This window comes from Propionispora hippei DSM 15287 (assembly GCF_900141835.1).
Classification (GTDB): Bacteria; Bacillota; Negativicutes; order Propionisporales; family Propionisporaceae; genus Propionispora; species Propionispora hippei.
In genome coordinates this window covers 1-16158 of the sequence record NZ_FQZD01000060.1, presented here as the reverse complement: position 1 = coordinate 16158, position 16158 = coordinate 1, and the positions used below count along the sequence as shown (strand labels likewise).

The following is a 16158-nucleotide window of genomic DNA, read 5'->3' as shown; positions in this document are numbered from 1 at the left end:
GTCTTGCCATGGTCAACGTGACCGATCGTGCCTATGTTTACGTGCGGTTTATTTCTTTCAAACTTCTTCTTTGCCATTTCTTTTCTTTGCCTCCTTGATTTCTTTATTAAGCGCCTTTTACCTTGGCGATAATCGTTTCAGCAATGTTCTTCGGAACTTCTTCGTAATGGTCAAATTCCATGGAGTAGTTGCCGCGTCCCTGTGTCTTAGAACGGAGGTCGGTTGCATAACCGAACATTTCAGCCAGCGGTACAAACGATTTGATCGATTGGGAACCGGAACGGGCTTCCATGCCTTCAATCCGTCCGCGACGGGAGTTCAGGTCGCCGATAACGTCGCCCATGTATTCTTCCGGCACGATAACTTCGACTTTCATATACGGTTCAAGGATAACAGGGCTTGCTTTGGCAGCACCCGCTTTAAAGCCCATGGAACCGGCAATCTTGAAGGCCATTTCCGAGGAGTCGACATCATGGTAGGAACCGTCATAAACGACAACTTTGATATCAACCATCTGATAGCCGGCCAACACGCCGCTTTCCATTGCTTCCTTGACACCGGCTTCGATCGGGGAGATGTATTCCTTCGGAATCGCACCGCCGACCACTTTGCTTTCAAAGCTGAAGCCTGTACCAGGTTCCTGCGGAATGAGTTCCAGCCAGCAGTGACCATACTGACCACGGCCACCGGACTGACGGACAAATTTACCTTCGGCTTTAACCTGTTTCTTAATCGTTTCGCGATAAGCAACCTGCGGTTTGCCGACGTTGCATTCGACCTTGAACTCACGCAGCATGCGGTCAACGATAATTTCCAGATGAAGCTCGCCCATACCGGAAATAATGGTTTGTCCCGTTTCATGATCGGTACGCATCCGGAAGGTAGGATCTTCTTCCGCCAGGCGGGCCAGCGCCGCGCCCATCTTATCCTGGTCGGCCTTGGTTTTCGGTTCCACGGCAATGTGAATAACCGGGTCAGGGAAAACCATGGATTCAAGAATAATCGGCTTTTTCTCATCGCAGAGCGTGTCGCCTGTCGTGGTGTCTTTCAAACCAACCGCAGCAGCGATGTCGCCGGTGTATACCGTGTCGATCTCTTCGCGGTGGTTAGCATGCATCTGCAGGATACGTCCGATACGTTCCTTCTTGCCTTTTGTTGAGTTGAATACGTAGGAACCTGAGCCCAGGTTACCGGAGTACACTCTAAAGAAGGCCAGCTTGCCCACATAGGGGTCAGCCATAATTTTGAAGGCCAACGCCGAGAAGGGCAGGCTGTCATCAGCAGCCCGTTCGTCTTCCTCGCCGGTATCGGGGTTTACACCGCGAATAGCGGCAATGTCGGTCGGTGCCGGCATGTAAGCCACTACAGCATCCAACAGAGGCTGAACCCCTTTGTTTTTATACGAGGAACCGCACAGCATCGGTGTCATCTTACAATCAATCGTTGCTTTGCGGATACCCTGCTGAATTTCTTCCAGGGTAAGCTCTTCGCCTTCCAGGTATTTTTCCATCAATGCGTCGTCGCTTTCAGCAACCGCATCCAGCAACTTTTGACGGTACTCTTCCACAACGTCGTGCATATCTTCAGGAATTTCCGTTGCTTCACTTACTTTGCCCAAATCATCGGTGTATACGATGGCTTTCAATTCTACCAAGTCGACTACACCTTTGAAGGTATCTTCAGCGCCGATCGGCAACTGAATCGGCACAGGGTTTGCACCCAAGCGCGTCTTCATCATATCTACCACCCGGTAGAAATCCGCACCGATCGTATCCATTTTGTTGACATAAGCCATACGAGGAACGCCGTATTTGTCAGCCTGGCGCCATACTGTTTCAGACTGCGGTTCTACGCCGCCTTTCGCACAAAACACCGCAACCGAACCATCAAGCACTCTGAGCGAGCGTTCTACCTCAACTGTAAAGTCCACGTGTCCCGGTGTGTCGATAATGTTTATGCGATGATTTAGCCATTGACAAGTAGTGGCCGCCGAGGTGATTGTAATCCCTCTTTCTTGCTCTTGAACCATCCAGTCCATTGTCGCAGCACCATCATGCACTTCACCAATTTTGTGTACTCTACCCGTATAAAACAGAATTCGCTCAGTCGTAGTGGTTTTGCCGGCGTCTATATGTGCCATGATGCCAATGTTCCGAGTTTTCTCAAGAGGAATCTTTCTGGCCACTATTACCACTCCTTACTGTTTGTCGCCTCATTAGGCCGCCGGGTTACCAGCGGTAATGAGCAAATGCTTTATTGGCTTCCGCCATTTTATGAGTATCTTCTTTTTTCTTAATCGTTGCGCCCGTATTATTAGCAGCATCCATCAATTCAGCCGCCAATCTTTCACGCATTGTTTTTTCACCGCGGGCCCGGGAGTAATTCACCAACCAACGGATTCCCAGCGACAATCTGCGATCAGGACGAACTTCTACAGGCACCTGATAGTTAGCTCCACCAACACGACGGGCGCGAACTTCAAGTACCGGCATAGCGTTTTTCAACGCCGTGTCAAAAACCTCTAACGGATCTTTGCCGGTCTTAGACCGAATTATTTCAAAAGCATCATAAACGATGTTTTCTGCAACACCTTTTTTACCCATCATCATGATCTTGTTGACGAACTTAGTAACAATTTTGGAATTGTACACCGGATCCGGCAGCACATCACGCTTAGGTACAGGACCTTTTCTAGGCATTCACGTTTTCCCTCCTTCTGCGAAAAGTTGATTTAAATCACCAATGTGTATTTTAAATCAATCTGACTGTTTACGTCTTATTTTTTAGCACGTTTTGCGCCGTATTTCGATCTGCTTTGGTTGCGTTTCTGCACACCAGCAGTATCCAATGCGCCGCGGACAATGTGATAACGAACCCCCGGCAAGTCTTTTACCCTGCCGCCTCTGATCAGAACCACGGAGTGTTCCTGCAGATTGTGTCCAATACCAGGAATGTAAGCGGTTACTTCAATTCCATTGGTCAGACGAACCCTCGCAACTTTTCTCAAAGCGGAGTTAGGTTTTTTCGGAGTAGTCGTGTATACCCTTGTGCAAACACCACGCTTTTGGGGACATTCCTTCAAAGCAGGCGCCGTAGATTTCTTTTCCAATTCCTGTCTACTTTTACGTACTAATTGACTAATTGTAGGCATTAGTGCACCCCCTTCCTCAAATTTGGATTTTATTATAAAAAATTTCACCCAGTGTTGTACACACAGGGCAAAATGTTTAACAACATTTTGTCCCTACCGCAAAACAGCTACCGCGGCGGCTCCCACCTCAATCACACAGGCTTTGCCGAGCTCGGTCATGGTCGGAACGGTTTCGACAGGCACATTCTTTTGCTGACAGACTTCCCGGAGCGGCTTGACAACCCGTTCGTCCGCGTCTTCGGCAATATATACCAGACTGACCTTATCCTTTTCCACCGACTTTACCGCTTGCTTAACACCAATAACCTTTTTTGCTTGTTTCAACACATCCAGAGACACCCGGATCACTCCTTTTTTTCACAAACAAAAGACACTATCTCACGGGCACTTTAATATAGTAGCATTTCTACATTAGAGTGTCAATAAAAAAATAGGCAAAAACCACTATTTTCTCTGGATTTCTCCGCATTTTTTATGCCCACGGTTCCTAGTGTCTCATCCGGTAGGAAGATGCAGTATAACATCGAGAATTTTTGCCGGCAGGCAAGGCGGAGGAGGCGCGCATATCGGATATATGTAAGCCGACGACAACGAAGATTGCCGGCAAAAAGGCCGGTGATCTGCTGCAGATTTCTGCCGGATGAGGCACTAGACTGTCATCTGTCGAATTTCAGCGGACCAGGAAAGCAAAAAACAGGGAAAAATGTGACAAAACACTTGGCCATGACAGAATGCATCTGTCACAGCCAAGTGCAGCACTATTTCTTTGCAAACTCCAAAGAAGACCAGTCTACTCCACAACAGGAACCGGAGCAAGGGCAGTTTCCTGCCGTTTGATCTTGATGTTGCGGTAACGGCTCATACCGGTGCCAGCCGGCACCAGCTTGCCGATAATAACATTCTCTTTCAGACCTAATAGCGGATCAACCTTGCCTTTGATTGCAGCCTCGGTCAGGACACGGGTAGTCTCCTGGAAGGAAGCGGCCGACAAGAAGGAATCGGTAGCCAGCGAAGCCTTGGTGATACCCAGCAAAATAGGTCTAGCCACTGCCGGTTCGTTCCCTGCCTCAATAGCTTTGGCGTTTTCCTCTTCAAACGTATTGATATCGATATATTCACCGGGCAGCAATTCAGTGTCGCCCGATTCTTCCACTTTAGCCTTGTGCATCATTTGGCGCACAATGACTTCAATATGCTTGTCGTTAATTTCTACGCCCTGTGATTTATATACCTTTTGCACTTCATAGACCAGGTAACGCTGCGTCGCTTTGAGTCCGCTTACCCGTAAAATATCATGAGGATTGACCGCGCCTTCGGTAATACGGTCACCTGCTTCAATCTGGTCGCCGTCTTTCACGATAATGCGGGCACCATAAGGAATCTGATACACGCGTTCTTCCCCAACAGCCGGATATACCGTCAGTTTGCGTACGCCTTTGGTATCCTTAAATTCAACCTTGCCGTCAATTTCGGCAATAATTGCCTGCCGCTTGGGTTTACGGGCTTCAAACAATTCCTCGACACGGGGCAGGCCCTGTGTAATATCGTCACCGGCAACACCACCGGTATGGAAGGTACGCATGGTAAGCTGTGTGCCCGGTTCACCGATGGACTGGGCCGCAATGATCCCTACGGCTTCGCCGACATCGACTGAATGGCCAGTAGCCAGATTCCGTCCGTAGCATTTAATACATACGCCATATTGCGATTTGCAGGTAAGCACCGAACGAATGGACACCTTTTTGCGGACAGCGACAACTTTGTCAGCCAATTCCTCGGTGATTTCATCATTGATGTTGACAATCACTTCGTTAGTCTCAGGATTAACAATGGTTTCAGCCGCATTCCGTCCGACAATCCGGTCCTTTAACGGCTCAATCACACCGCCGCTTTCCATGATTGCTTCCACTTCAATACCTTTAATGCTGTTATTGCGAACTTTAACCTCCCGCACATCGCTGCTTAAAATAGCCTCAATATGTTCTTCGGTAAAGGGAGTATCAGCCGGGACAAGTTCTTCGCCTAAGCTGTTTTTAATCGCACCGACAGTATTTTTGCCAAGCATTTCCCGGATCATCGATTCTTTTAATGCCTGACGCACTTTTTCTTCCGGTTCACCCAGCGCAACGCTATCGGTTGCCGCCGCATTGTCGGAGCCTTCCGCATCGGCCGCCGCCAAGCCCCGTAGAATAATTTCCGGCACACCATGGTCGCCGATCAATTTTAAGTTTTCCTCATCCAGTACGGTTCCTTGCGGTGCCAATACATCAGCGGTTTTCGGATCGGTTACATCGGCAGCCAGAATCCGGCCAAGCAAAGTGTCTTTCAAGAGAGAAATAGCACCCGAACTGGACTGGGCCAGACGAGCCCGTTCCCGTACCAGATTAATGCCGACAACATCGCAGTCATCTTCCCGGACGATAACGTCCTGGGCAACATCGACCAGACGCCGCGTCAGATAACCGGAGTCAGCCGTTCTGAGCGCCGTATCAGCCAAGCCTTTACGGGCGCCGTGAGTAGAAATGAAGTACTCAAGTACGGTCAGACCTTCCCGGAAATTGGCCTTGATCGGTAAGTCGATAATCCGGCCGGAAGGATCAGCCATCAGACCGCGCATACCGGCAAGCTGACGGATCTGCTGAATATTACCGCGGGCACCGGAATTGGCCATCATATATACCGGATTGAATTTATCCAGATTATTCATCATAGCACTGGTGACATCTTCGGTCGCTTTGGTCCACAAATCAATAATCTTTTTATAACGTTCATCGTCGGTAATCAAACCGCGACGATATTGTTTATCAATCATATCAACTTTGGCTTCCGCATCAGCCAGAATTTCTTTTTTGGCAGGAGGAATTTTGATATCAGAGATAGCTACCGTAACCCCAGCCCGGCAAGCAAAGGAATAACCCAGCTTTTTAATGCCGTCCAGCACATTGGCAGTTTTGGAATTACCGAAACGGCGATAGCAATCGGCAACCAATTTGCCAAGCTGCTTTTTATCCATCATAATACCCAGACACCATTCGCCATCCTGCTGATAGAAATAGCTCAGTTCTTCCGGCAACGCTTCATTGAAAATCAGGCGGCCCAGCGTCGTGTTGACCCGCTCCATGTTGCCGTGAACCATCATGCGTATCTTTATTTTAGCATGAAGCGAAAGCTCCTTGTGGTGATAGGCCAGCAAGGCTTCGTTTATATCGATTACAAATTTGCCTTCCCCTAAATCACCCGGTTTTTCAATGGTCAGATAGTAAGAACCCAAAACCATATCCTGAGTCGGCGTAGCAACCGGCTTACCGTCCTTGGTCGACAGAATATTATGGGCGGCGAGCATCAACAGGCGCGCCTCCGCCTGGGCCTCCGCCGACAGCGGCACGTGAACGGCCATCTGGTCACCGTCAAAGTCGGCATTATAAGCCGTACATACCAACGGATGTATTTTAATGGCCCGGCCTTCGGAGAGTACCGGTTCAAAAGCCTGAATACCCAGACGATGCAAAGTCGGTGCACGGTTTAAAAGTACCGGATGTTCTTTAATAACCTCTTCCAGAACATCCCATACCTCCGGACGTACCCGTTCCACCATGCGTTTGGCGCTCTTAATATTATGAGCGTGGCCGGCATTGACGAGCTTCTTCATCACGAAAGGCTTAAACAGTTCCAACGCCATTTCCTTCGGCAAACCGCATTGATGCAGCTTCAGTTCCGGACCGACAACAATAACCGAACGACCGGAATAGTCAACACGCTTACCTAAGAGATTTTGACGGAAACGGCCCTGTTTACCCTTAAGCATATCGCTCAGCGATTTTAACGGGCGGTTACCGGGACCGGTAACCGGACGGCCGCGACGGCCGTTATCAATCAGCGCGTCGACCGCTTCCTGAAGCATCCGTTTTTCATTGCGGACAATGATATCGGGCGCGCCCAAATCAAGCAGTCTTTTCAACCGGTTATTCCGGTTGATTACCCGGCGGTACAGGTCGTTTAAGTCAGATGTGGCAAACCGTCCGCCGTCCAACTGAACCATCGGGCGCAGTTCGGGCGGAATGACCGGCACCACATCCATAATCATCCAGTCAGGATGGTTGCCTGATTTTTTAAACGCTTCCACTACTTCCAGCCGGCGGATGGCTCTCACCTTCCGTTGACCGCTGACTTCCTTAAGTTCCTGGCGCAGATCCTTGCTGAGTTTATCCAGCTCCAGCTCGGCCAGTAATTTTTTAATCGCTTCGGCACCCATGCCAACCTTAAAAGCACTGCCGTATTTATCGCGATATTCACGATATTCATTTTCGTTAAGCAATTGCCGCTTCATCAGCGGTGTATCGCCCGGGTCCAGCACAATATACGAAGCAAAATACAGCACCTTTTCCAGCGAACGGGGGGAAATATCCAGAATCAGGCCCATCCGGCTGGGAATTCCCTTGAAGTACCAGATATGAGACACCGGTGCCGCCAGTTCGATATGTCCCATCCGGTCGCGACGGACCTTGGAGCGGGTTACTTCGACGCCGCAGCGGTCACAGACGATCCCTTTATAACGAATCCGTTTGTATTTACCGCAGTGACACTCCCAATCCCGCGTAGGCCCAAAAATCTTTTCACAAAACAAACCCTCGCGTTCTGGCTTTAGAGTACGGTAATTAATAGTTTCCGGTTTTTTTACTTCCCCGTGCGACCATTTGCGGATTTGCTCCGGTGAAGCAATACCAATGCGCATGGAGTCAAAATTATTAACATCTAACAAAGGGTTTTCACTCCCTTCTTACATTATTTATTCGAAATCCTCATCTAGATCATCCAGGTAGTCGTTGGGATTGACCTTTTTATCCCGCTCTTTGGCTTTCTTGGCAGCTCCCTTTTTCGGCTCTTCAAGCTCGTCGTCATAATCGGATGCCGGCAGGCTGAACTTTTCCGCATCCATCTCGCCGATTTCGGCAATAATATCCAATTCCTCTTCCAACGGCTCAACATCATCGTTTGCTTCAAACTCATCAGCCATATCCGGCTCCACTTCGGCCAGTTTGCGTTCGGTCGGCGCCAAACGGCTGCCTTCCTCACCACCCAGGCTGAGTTCGAGTTCTTTAGCCGTCTCGTGAATATCGTCATCGGATTCACGAATTAAAATTTCCTGAGCGTCTTCCGTCAAAATTTTCACATCAAGGCCGATACTTTGCAGTTCCTTAATAAGAACCTTGAAGGATTCCGGCACGCCCGGTTCGGGAACGTTTTCGCCCTTGACAATGGCCTCATAGGTTTTCACACGGCCAACGACATCATCGGATTTAACCGTGAGCAATTCCTGCAGGGTATACGCCGCACCATAAGCTTCCAGCGCCCACACTTCCATTTCACCGAAACGCTGACCGCCAAACTGGGCTTTACCACCCAGCGGCTGCTGCGTAACCAGCGAGTACGGACCGGTGGAGCGAGCATGGATCTTGTCATCAACCAAGTGAGCCAGCTTCAGGATATATACATAACCTACAGTTACCGGGTTATCAAAAGCCTGGCCGGTACGACCGTCATACAGCACGGTTTTCCCGTCGGCCGAAAGTCCGGCCGCTTCCAGCGTTTTAAATACTTCTTCCTCGCGGGCGCCATCGAATACCGGCGTAGCCATATGAATACCGGCTACATCCGGCTTAGGCAGGCCGTGTTTATCGACATTATAGCCGACGTTGCGCAGCCGTTCCTCCACCGTAGGATCTTTCGCTTTAATCTGCATGCCAAAGGCGGCAGCAGCCATCCCCAGATGGGTTTCCAGTACCTGCCCGATATTCATACGGGAAGGTACGCCCAGAGGATTTAACACAATCTGTACCGGTGTACCGTCTGGCAAGAAAGGCATATCCTCTTCCCGCATAATCCGGGAAACAACCCCCTTGTTACCGTGACGGCCAGCCATCTTATCACCTTCGGAGATTTTTCTCTTCTGAGCAATATAGACACGGACCAGATGATTCACGCCAGGCGGCAATTCATCGCCATTTTCCCGGCTAAATACTTTTACGTCGACAATTTTACCAGCTTCACCATGGGGAACCCTCAGCGAAGTATCTCTTACCTCACGGGCCTTTTCACCGAATATGGCTCGCAGCAGGCGTTCCTCAGCGGTTAGCTCGGTTTCGCCTTTGGGGGTTACCTTACCAACAAGGATATCACCAGGCCGTACTTCGGCGCCAACCCGGATAATGCCGCGATCGTCCAGGTCACGCAACACTTCTTCGGCGACGTTCGGGATATCCCGGGTAATTTCTTCCGGTCCCAGTTTGGTGTCCCGGGCGTCGCACTCGTATTCCTCAATATGGATAGAGGTAAATACGTCTTCCTTAACGAGTTTTTCACTCAGCAAAATTGCATCTTCGTAGTTGTAACCTTCCCAGGGCATAAACGCAACCAATACATTATAGCCCAGGGCCAATTCGCCTTTATCAGTGGACGGTCCGTCGGCCAATACCTGGCCTTTTACTACCCGCTCCCCTTTATAGACAATCGGTTTTTGGTTAACACACGTTCCCTGATTGGAACGGATAAATTTCAATAATTTATAAGTATCCAACCCGCCGTTATCGGTGCGGATTTTAATATCAACAGCCGTTACTTTTTCCACTACGCCGGCATTCTTCGCCAGCACAACAACACCCGAGTCGCAGGCAGCCTTATACTCCATACCGGTGCCGACCAACGGCGCCTGGGTCCGAAGCAAAGGAACAGCCTGACGCTGCATGTTCGCCCCCATCAGGGCCCGGTTGGCGTCATCGTTTTCCAGGAAGGGGATCATGGCGGTAGCAATAGATACGACCTGTTTGGGCGACACATCAATATAGTCGACCTGTTCCGGGGGAACCATCAGGTTTTCGTGGCGATAACGGACAATAACCCGCGGCGCCTTAAACCAGCCTTCCGGAGTCAGTTCTTCGTTCGCCTGAGCGCAAATCACTTCGTCCTCTTCATCGGCTGTTAAGTAGCGCACGTCATCGGTTACCTTGCGGTTTTCCTTATCAATTTTACGGTACGGTGTTTCAATGAAACCGAATTCATTAATCCGACCATAGGTTGCCAAAGAACCGATCAAACCGATGTTCGGACCTTCCGGCGTCTCAATTGGACACATACGGCCATAGTGAGAGTGATGGACGTCACGAACTTCAAAACCTGCCCGCTCCCGGCTCAAACCACCGGGTCCCAGGGCGCTCAGACGACGTTTATGAGTCAATTCGGCCAGCGGATTGGTCTGATCCATAAACTGTGACAACTGGCTGGAGCCGAAAAACTCTTTAATCGCCGCGACCACAGGACGGATATTAATTAGCGCCTGCGGCGTAATGACGTCAATGTCCTGAATGGTCATCCGTTCTTTCACTACCCGTTCCATCCGGGACAAACCAATACGGAACTGATTTTGCAGCAATTCACCGACCGAACGCAGCCGGCGGTTGCCTAAATGGTCAATATCATCGGTATTGCCAAAGCCATCCATCAAATTAAGCAAATAGTTGATGGCAGCCACAATATCTTCCTTGGTGATAGTCCGGTGCGCATATTCCAGCGTCGGATTACAGATCATTTTAACAGCTTCGCCATCCTTTGGCTTAATCAACGCTTCGATCAAGCCGGCAGTGCCAAAGCCGCTTTCAACTAAACGGTCAAGAATTTTTTCGTCGACTACCGTATTATCCAATATTAAGATTTCGCCGGTTTCCTGATCTACCAGCGGTTTATGTAGTACCTTACCCATAAGGCGGCGACGCCAGCCTAACTTTTTGGTCAGCTTATAGCGGCCTACCGTAGCCAGGTCATACCGTTTGGAGTCGAAGAAAAGAGATTCCAAGAGTTGCGTAGCGTTTTCCACAGTAGGAGGTTCGCCGGGACGCAGACGCTTATAGATTTCCACCAGGGCCGAATCACGCGAATCGGTATTATCCCGTTCCAGGGTAGCCCGGATACGGGGATCATCGTTAAACAGTTCGGCAATAGCCGCATTCGATGCCCAGCCTAGAGCACGAATGAGTACGGTAGCCGGCAGCTTTCTGGTACGGTCTACACGCACATACATGACATCATTGGCGTCAGTCTCTAGTTCCAGCCAAGCGCCACGATTCGGAATCACCGTTGCATTATAGAGCTTCTTGCCGCTGGTATCAATGGTTTCGCCATAATAGGCGCCCGGTGAACGGACAAGCTGACTGACAATAACCCGTTCCGCTCCATTGATAATAAATGTGCCGTTATCAGTCATTAGCGGAAAATCTCCCATAAAGACTTCCTGCTCTTTGATTTCACCGGTTTCCCGGTTAATCAGACGCACATTGACACGCAAAGGCGCGGAATAGGTTACATCCCGCTCTTTACACTCTTCTACATGATATTTGGGCTCCCCCAGCGTAAACGCTTCAAAGGATAACACGAGATTACCCGTGAAATCCTGAATGGGTGAAATATCATGGAATATTTCCTGGAGACCTTCTTTGAGAAACCAATTGTAAGAATTTTTCTGGATTTCGATAAGATTAGGCATGTCCAGCACTTCGTTAATTTTAGCATAGCTGTACCTATTTCTCTTGCCTACCGGAACAGGATTGAACATTAAATCCTTCACCCCTTAGTCCAATTTGAACTAAACCAAACATATATTAACAGGAAAATGCAATATATGAAAAAACAAGCAAGGTCTTTCAAAAGGTAAAACCTTACTCTTTCTTGCGCAGATGATGCCATCATCCCCACCATATTACTATTTCCTGCCAATTGACAAATTATACATACTGCAACTAATCTACTATTAGCCTGCTGCCTTCCCTATAGAAAACTTCGCCAGCCCTTCTCCGGAACCGACTGCAGGCCCAATTATCTTCGTTTGGCTAATCGTACTTGCTAAAGTCCCAAAAAACTTTGCATCGCATTTAAAAATGTTATCACAGAATAAATATATTGTCAAGAAATTTTAACCATGTAACAAAAAAGCAAAAAGAGTATCCAAAGAACTTGGCACTCTTTTTGCTATGCTTGGTTCAGTTATTACTTAACTTCAACAGTAGCGCCGGCTTCAGTCAGTTTAGCCTTGAGAGCTTCTGCGTCAGCTTTGGAGATTTTTTCTTTTACAGACTTAGGTGCGCCGTCAACAAGTTCTTTTGCTTCTTTCAGGCCCAGACCGGTTACTTCGCGAACTACTTTGATTACGTTGATTTTGCTAGCGCCAGCGCTAGTCAAAATTACGTCGAATTCAGTTTGTTCTTCAGCAGCGGCAGCAGCGCCAGCAGCAGCCGGAGCAGCAGCTACAGCTACAGGAGCAGCTGCGGATACGCCAAATTTTTCTTCCAGAGCTTTTACCAATTCGGATAATTCGAGAACAGTCATGCTCTCAATCGCTTGCATAATTTCTTCTTTAGTCATGTTACAATACCTCCATAAATTCCACGCTCAGCGGCATGGTTGTTTTTATTGTTGTTTTGCAGAAAACATTGCTGTTTTCCAGTGGCAGCTTATGCCGATTCTTTTTGCTTGCGTACCGCTTCAAGCGTATACACCAAATTGCGGATATTGCCATGCAGTACATTGACAAGACCAACAATCGGCGATTGCATTCCTGCCAGTACCTGAGCAATAAGCACTTCGCGGGACGGCAGGCTGGCCAGCGCTTTAACGCCTGCGGCGTCAATCACTTTGCCTTCTACCAAACCGGCTTTGATTTCCAGGGCCTGCAATTTGTTTTCCTTAATGAAATCAGAAATTACTTTTGCCGGAGCAACGGGGTCGGTCGACGATATTGCAATCGCGGTAGGACCTTCCAAATATGCGTCCATCCCTTGAATACCAACTTCATTAGCGGCAATGCGAGTCATGGTGTTTTTTACAACACGGTACTCTACACCGGCTTCGCGCAATTTGCGACGCAAGTTAGTGTCCTGTGCAACATTCAAGCCACGGTAGTTTGTTAACACAGCGCCTTTTGTACTTTGCAGCTTTTCTGCCAACTCAGCAACCAGGGCTTTCTTTTCTGAAGTTACAGCCACTATATATCCACCTCCTTAACTGATATAAGAAAAGACTTCACTCTCACCATGTCTTTTTTCGGACATCGGCAAAAGCTTCTGTCGTTCTTACGCATGATCAGAAAAAGCACCTTCTGATCAGATAAATGAAAACGACCTGCCGGCAGTATACACCGGAGGTCGTTCTTGGCAAGCCAATTACTAATCCCCGGCCTCGGCAGGCGGAACGAGTCCTTTACAAACCTGCTGTCTACAGCCATCAACAACTATTCAATTCAAAGCCGGAGAGCCGGGTATTAGGAAACTACTCTTTTCTGCCTGAGGCTTTAACCGGATTTACTTTCACTCCAGGCCCCATGGTTGTGGAGAGTGTCACGCTGCGCATATACTGACCTTTTGCCGCAGCAGGTTTTACTTTATTCAATGTATCTATCAGGGTAGAGAAGTTTTGCGACAGTTTTTCAACGTCAAACGAAACTTTACCGATCGGAGCATGGATGTTACCAGCTTTATCCGTACGGTATTCAATTTTACCGGCTTTGATTTCATTAACTGCCCGGGACACATCCAAAGTTACAGTACCCACTTTCGGGTTAGGCATTAAACCCTTAGGGCCAAGGATTTTACCAAGGCGCCCTACCATACCCATCATGTCCGGCGTAGCTACCACTACGTCGAAATCAGTCCAGCCACCCTGGATTTTTTCTACCATATCTTCGGCGCCGACAAGGTCAGCACCGGCAGCTTCGGCTTCTTTCGCCTTTTCGCCCTTAGCAAACACCAATACGCGTTTGGTTTTACCAGTTCCGAAAGGAAGTACCACAGCTCCACGAACCTGTTGGTCGGCATGTTTAGGGTCAACGCCCAGCTTCACAGCCACTTCCACTGTTTCGTCGAACTTGGCGCTAGCCGTTTTCTTGACTAACTCCAAAGCTTCATCCACTTCATAGAATTTATTGGCTTCTATGAGTTTCGCCGCTTCTGTATATTTCTTACCAAATTTCGGCATGTTACATACTCCTTTACTTGTGGTGTAGCGGATTATCCTCCCACACGACATCCCTAATTACTCAACGATGTCAATGCCCATGCTGCGGGCAGTACCTTCTATCATACGCATAGCCGATTCCACATTAGCAGCATTTAAATCCTGCATTTTGGTTTCAGCAATCTCACGTACTTTAGAGCGAGAAACTTTTGCTACTTTCTTTTTGTTCGGTTCGCCCGAAGCGGTTTCAATACCTGCTGCTTTTTTCAACAATATAGCAGCGGGAGGAGTTTTCGTTACAAAAGTGAATGATCTATCTTCAAATACGGTAATCTCAATTGGAATAATAAGTCCTGCTTGAGCAGCCGTTCTTTCGTTAAACTCCTTGACAAAAGCCATAATATTTACACCAGCTTGACCGAGAGCAGGACCCACCGGTGGTGCCGGAGTAGCTTTTCCAGCCGGAACTTGCAGCTTAACTAATTTTACAACCTTTTTAGCCATCAATCACACCTCCTTATACAAAAATGTGGTATACGGGCTCATCACCCTCCCACCAAAACCTATAAAGCCACCAATAACGACAGCCTTATATTTTCTCAACTTGAGAAAAATCTAATTCAACCGGGGTTTCGCGGCCAAACATATTGACCAGCACTTTCAGCTTCGCACGGTCATGGTTAATTTCCAGTACGGTGGCTGTCCAATTTTCAAAAGCCCCGGAAGTAATCCGTATTGGCTGAGAAACAGCAATATCCAGTTTGGGTCGTACTTCTTCCATCCCCATCGACTTCAATATATGTTTCACTTCGCCTGCAGTAAGCGGGATTGGCTTAGTCCCGGAACCGACAAAACCAGTCACACCCGGTGTATTGCGAACAACATACCAGGATCGGTCATTGACAATCATTTCCACCAAAACATATCCCGGAAACACCTTTTTCTTAGCAACTTTCTTTTTTCCATCTTTGATTTCCACTTCATCTTCCATCGGCACCAGCACCCGGAAAATTTCGTTTTCCATCCCCATGGAATGAACCTTGCGTTCCAAGTTTGCCTTTACTTTGTTTTCATAGCCGGAATATGTATGGATCACATACCAATTTTTTTCGGATTCCATCGCCCTACGGGACGTAACTTACCGTCCCATACCCCCTTAGCTTACTTGTTTATAAATATCTTCAGAAGTTTGGCATAAACCAAATCAATTCCCCAAATTAAAATCGCAATAACAAGAACAGAGACAAAAACGACTCCCGTGTAGGAAATCAGTTCTTGTTTCGTTGGCCACGATACTTTTTTCAGTTCCGCTTTCACTTCACGCAAGAATCGTCTTCCCCGTGACCCATTACTCTGAACCGCCGTGTCTTGGGCTGCCATGTTTTCACATCCCTATCTCTACTGCCTTAACGTGCCGGTCTCATACGATAACTCTACGGCAGGAGGCGGCAAAACGTACTACATCGCAACCGATACATACCGCGACTCCAGCAGCCGAGCGTGTTTTCGCCTGTTATCAAACAAAAAGCAGATCACCAAATTACTTGGTTTCTTTATGAGCCGTTTGTTTTTTACAGAACTTGCAGTATTTGTTGAATTCCAATCTATCGGGATCATTTTTTTTGTTCTTATTGGTCTGATAATTACGTTGTTTGCACTCCGTACAGGCCAATGTTACCGCATTACGCATTATTTCGTACACCTCTCTTACCCTGTAAATATGGCAACTTCTAAAATGTCACTAATATAATCTACCATACTTAACCTTGCCTGTCAATAGCCCACATGTCCGGATGTATCATAAAATTAGCTTCGTCAACCCAGCGCTAAAGCAGTTAATAAGGGCATATATAAAACAGGGGTTTCCCCCTGCTCTATATATTACCACTATGGACATCTTCTATACATGCTATGTACTATGCGTCGATAGCAGTTACGACACCGGCGCCAACCGTACGGCCGCCTTCACGAATCGCGAAGCGCAGTCCTTCTTCCATTGCGATCGGAGTAAT

Annotated in this window: 14 protein-coding genes; all 14 read right to left on the bottom strand. The window is 48.1% G+C overall.

The features are described from left to right. Positions 1–106: 106 nt before the first annotated feature. Positions 107–2185: an elongation factor G gene (gene fusA, locus F3H20_RS19060; RefSeq protein ID WP_149736437.1), complete on the bottom strand. Its 2079-nt coding sequence runs from the start codon at positions 2183–2185 to the stop codon at positions 107–109. Positions 2186–2228: 43 nt separating this feature from the next. Beyond that, positions 2229–2699 carry a 30S ribosomal protein S7 gene (rpsG, locus tag F3H20_RS19055; RefSeq protein WP_091752405.1) on the bottom strand — a complete coding sequence of 157 codons (471 nt, stop codon included), beginning with the start codon at positions 2697–2699 and terminating at the stop codon, positions 2229–2231. Between the two features lie 77 nt (positions 2700–2776). Then, positions 2777–3151, bottom strand: coding sequence for a 30S ribosomal protein S12 (gene rpsL / locus F3H20_RS19050; protein ID WP_091752402.1), 375 nt, complete (start codon positions 3149–3151; stop codon positions 2777–2779). A gap of 93 nt (positions 3152–3244) precedes the next feature. Continuing rightward, on the bottom strand, positions 3245–3490 hold the full coding sequence (locus F3H20_RS19045; RefSeq protein WP_091752399.1) for a L7Ae/L30e/S12e/Gadd45 family ribosomal protein: 246 nt from the start codon (positions 3488–3490) through the stop codon (positions 3245–3247). A gap of 451 nt (positions 3491–3941) precedes the next feature. After that, complete coding sequence (gene rpoC, locus F3H20_RS19040; protein ID WP_149736436.1) at positions 3942–7910, bottom strand: DNA-directed RNA polymerase subunit beta'; 3969 nt, start codon at positions 7908–7910, stop codon at positions 3942–3944. Between the two features lie 27 nt (positions 7911–7937). Next, positions 7938–11753 carry a DNA-directed RNA polymerase subunit beta gene (gene rpoB, locus F3H20_RS19035; protein WP_149736435.1) on the bottom strand — a complete coding sequence of 1272 codons (3816 nt, stop codon included), beginning with the start codon at positions 11751–11753 and terminating at the stop codon, positions 7938–7940. 431 nt (positions 11754–12184) lie between these two features. Then, positions 12185–12559, bottom strand: a complete 375-nt coding sequence (gene rplL, locus F3H20_RS19030; protein ID WP_149736434.1) for a 50S ribosomal protein L7/L12 — start codon at positions 12557–12559, stop codon at positions 12185–12187. Positions 12560–12648: 89 nt separating this feature from the next. Next, positions 12649–13179: a 50S ribosomal protein L10 gene (gene rplJ, locus F3H20_RS19025; RefSeq protein ID WP_149736433.1), complete on the bottom strand. Its 531-nt coding sequence runs from the start codon at positions 13177–13179 to the stop codon at positions 12649–12651. Positions 13180–13462: 283 nt separating this feature from the next. After that, positions 13463–14167 (bottom strand): 50S ribosomal protein L1, encoded by a 705-nt coding sequence (rplA, locus tag F3H20_RS19020; RefSeq protein WP_149736432.1) that lies wholly within the window; start codon positions 14165–14167, stop codon positions 13463–13465. Positions 14168–14224: 57 nt separating this feature from the next. Then, on the bottom strand, positions 14225–14650 hold the full coding sequence (gene rplK / locus F3H20_RS19015) for a 50S ribosomal protein L11 (protein ID WP_091752381.1): 426 nt from the start codon (positions 14648–14650) through the stop codon (positions 14225–14227). An 85-nt stretch (positions 14651–14735) separates the two neighbouring features. Then, positions 14736–15266 (bottom strand): transcription termination/antitermination protein NusG, encoded by a 531-nt coding sequence (gene nusG / locus F3H20_RS19010; RefSeq protein WP_149736431.1) that lies wholly within the window; start codon positions 15264–15266, stop codon positions 14736–14738. Between the two features lie 41 nt (positions 15267–15307). Then, positions 15308–15526 carry a preprotein translocase subunit SecE gene (gene secE, locus F3H20_RS19005; protein ID WP_149736430.1) on the bottom strand — a complete coding sequence of 73 codons (219 nt, stop codon included), beginning with the start codon at positions 15524–15526 and terminating at the stop codon, positions 15308–15310. Positions 15527–15686: 160 nt separating this feature from the next. Next, positions 15687–15836 (bottom strand): 50S ribosomal protein L33, encoded by a 150-nt coding sequence (rpmG, locus tag F3H20_RS19000; protein ID WP_149736429.1) that lies wholly within the window; start codon positions 15834–15836, stop codon positions 15687–15689. Positions 15837–16062: 226 nt separating this feature from the next. Then, the coding region (locus tag F3H20_RS18995; protein WP_149736428.1) for an EF-Tu C-terminal domain-related protein at positions 16063–16158 on the bottom strand (96 nt) is incomplete at its 5' end.

What these genes read in the sequence shown, in the direction of transcription:
- rpsL (WP_091752402.1), bottom strand. Translation starts at nt 3,151, where the DNA reads ATGCCTACAATTAGTCAATTAGTACGTAAAAGTAGACAGGAATTGGAA.
- secE (WP_149736430.1), bottom strand. Translation starts at nt 15,526, where the DNA reads ATGGCAGCCCAAGACACGGCGGTTCAGAGTAATGGGTCACGGGGAAGA.
- nusG (WP_149736431.1), bottom strand. Translation starts at nt 15,266, where the DNA reads ATGGAATCCGAAAAAAATTGGTATGTGATCCATACATATTCCGGCTAT.
- rpmG (WP_149736429.1), bottom strand. Translation starts at nt 15,836, where the DNA reads ATGCGTAATGCGGTAACATTGGCCTGTACGGAGTGCAAACAACGTAAT.
- rplL (WP_149736434.1), bottom strand. Translation starts at nt 12,559, where the DNA reads ATGACTAAAGAAGAAATTATGCAAGCGATTGAGAGCATGACTGTTCTC.
- rplA (WP_149736432.1), bottom strand. Translation starts at nt 14,167, where the DNA reads ATGCCGAAATTTGGTAAGAAATATACAGAAGCGGCGAAACTCATAGAA.
- rplK (WP_091752381.1), bottom strand. Translation starts at nt 14,650, where the DNA reads ATGGCTAAAAAGGTTGTAAAATTAGTTAAGCTGCAAGTTCCGGCTGGA.
- rpoB (WP_149736435.1), bottom strand. Translation starts at nt 11,753, where the DNA reads ATGTTCAATCCTGTTCCGGTAGGCAAGAGAAATAGGTACAGCTATGCT.
- rpsG (WP_091752405.1), bottom strand. Translation starts at nt 2,699, where the DNA reads ATGCCTAGAAAAGGTCCTGTACCTAAGCGTGATGTGCTGCCGGATCCG.